Below are 2,907 nucleotides of genomic sequence, written 5' to 3'. Positions count from 1 at the left end.
CAAATTATCTTAACTTAGTTCCGCGCATAAAAGATGTATAGATAATATGATTCATACTCAACCGTTATCTGAAAGCTGAAATGTAATAAGAAAAAAATCCATGTTTTTTAGGTTTCACCTTTTCTAGTTCAGTTGACCGAACTTAAAAAAACTTTATCTTACATAAAACGAAAAGAATTTAATCTTCACCACTTTTTAAAAATTGGACTTATCATTTATACTACTGGTTATTACCCTTGGAGGACTATTCATGATATTTTACAAAGACATGAAAACCCTCCGGAAAAGAAAAAAATTTTTAAAAAACCCTGAACTGCACGATATTCCAAAATTTATAATTAGCTCAAAAAAAATGAACTTTTTGGACAAAAGACTTAGTGTCAATCCTGGAAGTATCGATGTGAGCTCCAACAACAAAATAGTCCTTCATTTGAATAATGAAAAAGGATATCTTGAAGTTAAAAAATCGCTTAGAAGAAAAATTGTGAATTTCAGCGAAATCAAATTTATATTGCTCGAATATGAACAATACGAAGAATTATTCACTTTAAAGGAATTGCTTGGCGGCACAGTAGCTTATAACAAAGAAATATGGACCATTAGAATAATCGCAGTTTTAAAGAATGATAGAGAATTGAATCTCCTAAATGCGAAGTTTCACGAGTCCCAATTAGAAAAATGGGAAGAACAAAGAATTACCGGGGGATATCAGGAAAAGTCATTCTTAGGCCATGGGAAAGCCATAATTCGATTGTTAAGCAACTTCATGGATAAAAAATACCTGATTATTGACTACAACGATGGAAATGTAAGGAGATATTAAGACCTAATAATTAGATGAAAAATGGAATTGTCAGACGGCCAGATTAAATCTTTGATTGTACTTGGAATTTGCGCAGTAGTTTTAATTTTATTGAATGTTTTGCGCAACCGCGGTTCAGGTTCAGATTCCAATAGTATGTCTGATTGGGATGTTGATGACTTTGATATTGATTAAGAATAAAGTTCAAAAAATGGATTATAAAATACCGGACTTTGTTCTAAATTAGATGAATAAAGAGGTGTATTATGACTAAATAATCGAATTCAAAGGTGGGATTAGGAACTATTGAAATTAATGTATGGAAACAGAACAAACTAAAGCGTGTAATTTCAAACCAATGGAGTTTCAGTACACCAGACTTTCATGTGAAGTTTGGACTTTAAAACAAGTTGCTGTTCTTGATCCTGACCCAATTACGAACGAAACCATAAAAATAAAGCAATGTTTCAAATGCAAATCGTATTGGAAAGTGTTCGAAGAATACGATAGTCATCATGGTACGGCTAGAGTATGCCTCAAAGTGAATGAAAAAATTAATATTTTCAATAGAAATTACAGCTTTGATTCTAGCGAACTTATAGATTTAGAAAAAGAGACGACGAACTTAAATAGCACTTACAACCACAAAACTGAACTTCTAGCATCAAACAAAGTTCCTTTAATACAATCAGATAATAAATTTAAAATTTTATTGCTTATTGCATTAATAACTAGCCCTATTTGGGTTCTTTTGTTTTTCCACTTTATACCAGATAAAATATCTGAAAATAATCTTTATGAGGATGGAATAAAAACAGTTGCAAAAATTAAATTCTATACTATCGAAAGAGAAGCTGGAAGTGGAAAATTAGGAGTACTAAATAAGCATGATGTAAAAATTGCTAATTACATTTATCAAGATAATCAAAACAATGAGTTTAAGGGCAAAGTAAAATCGGAACTAGTTCCCATTTCGCTTGATAGTACTTTGCAGGTTCTGTATATGGAAAATAATCCGAGGGATCATTTGGTAATTAAAAGAGATGGTAATGGAATATTAGGCAATCCCAGAGAATAATAAAAATTGCACAAGAAAGCATTTTATTGAAAGCCTTAGTTCTTATTTAAAGTTCAAATAAATGATGAGTAGCATTAATATACTCAATAACTATCCAGAAGGATGTTCTGATGATACAATCAAAGAGGTAGTTGCAAAATGTCAAAATAAAATCAACAAATATGATTATGCTTCGAATGTTGTCTTAGGAACTTCATATTATGCGGCGGTAGCAGAACAAGGAAATACTGAGCTGGACCATAGACTTACTGAAAAACTAATCTTAAACCTTGAACAGTCCTCTAAAAGACAAAGAGAATTGACCTGGGCTATTATAACAATTGGTGGACTAAATCTAATTGCTGCATTTTTAAAATTAATTGATGTTGTTTAATTAAATTTCAGAAAAGGGATTTAATATGAAGGTATTTCTATTCCTATTTTTAGTTAGCACCTCTGTCTTTTCCCAACTTGAAAACGACCAAGGACAGATTATATGGAGAAGTGTAAAACAATATAATGGCTCTGCCGAAGTATTGTTCAAAAAATTTAAATCGTCCGGAAAGTTTAGTTCGTTGGAGATACTTGATGAATCAATTATTGGAAACTTCACCGATGTACCAATAAGATATAAGGGAGCCGCTAGCATGTATTTAATGGCTTCTAATTTGAATGGTAGTTTTGTAGTTGAATTCAAGGAGAACAGATATCGAATTACAGCAAAGAACTTAAAATTTGAGAGTCAGACCAGTGCTGGCGTTTTTGATCAAGGAAGTCAGGAGGCGATAGAAAAATACGCCTTGAATTCAAAAGGAGAACTTAGAAAACGATTCAAGTCAAAAGACACCCCAATTATTGAAGACAGTTTATCAAATGCTTTTGATTTACGGTCTGGAGATGATGACTGGTAAAAGTTCAATTAAAAGATGCCCTAAACTCGGTTGGGGAAAGTTGCGTTTTAGATTTAAAGAATTTGCTAAAAGATTGCGAATGTTCAAAACCGCAGCTAAAGGCAATTTCGCTAATGCTTAGCTCAGATGTGGATAAG

The 2,907-nt window shown here is 32.1% G+C and carries 5 protein-coding genes; 4 read left to right on the top strand and 1 reads right to left on the bottom strand.

Features of this window, described 5'->3' with window-relative positions; translation table 11 throughout:
- The first annotated feature begins 202 nt into the window (after positions 1-202).
- The 4 genes from BIZ36_RS20400 (at position 203) to BIZ36_RS20385 (ending at position 2,770) form a co-directional block, all read left to right on the top strand.
- Entirely contained in the window at positions 203-823 is a 621-nt protein-coding gene (locus BIZ36_RS20400; protein WP_187459703.1) for a hypothetical protein, read from the top strand.
- A gap of 298 nt (positions 824-1,121) precedes the next feature.
- Positions 1,122-1,880 (top strand): hypothetical protein, encoded by a 759-nt coding sequence (locus BIZ36_RS20395; RefSeq protein ID WP_187459702.1) that lies wholly within the window; start codon positions 1,122-1,124, stop codon positions 1,878-1,880.
- A gap of 61 nt (positions 1,881-1,941) precedes the next feature.
- Positions 1,942-2,253, top strand: a complete 312-nt coding sequence (locus BIZ36_RS20390) for a hypothetical protein (protein ID WP_187459701.1) — start codon at positions 1,942-1,944, stop codon at positions 2,251-2,253.
- A 25-nt stretch (positions 2,254-2,278) separates the two neighbouring features.
- The gene (locus tag BIZ36_RS20385) at positions 2,279-2,770 is read left to right on the top strand and encodes a DUF4468 domain-containing protein (protein WP_187459700.1); all 492 of its coding nucleotides are present in this window, start codon (positions 2,279-2,281) and stop codon (positions 2,768-2,770) included.
- Between the two features lie 4 nt (positions 2,771-2,774).
- Here BIZ36_RS20385 and BIZ36_RS20380 read toward each other — a convergent pair.
- Positions 2,775-2,907: helix-turn-helix domain-containing protein (locus BIZ36_RS20380; RefSeq protein WP_187457733.1), on the bottom strand; the 133-nt coding region annotated here is incomplete at its 5' end.

The sequence above is a fragment of the Cytophaga sp. FL35 genome (assembly GCF_014349235.1).
Taxonomy (GTDB): domain Bacteria; phylum Bacteroidota; class Bacteroidia; order Flavobacteriales; family Flavobacteriaceae; genus Euzebyella.
The sequence above is the reverse complement of the archived record's forward strand: the minus strand, read 5'-3'. Positions and strand labels throughout refer to the sequence as shown.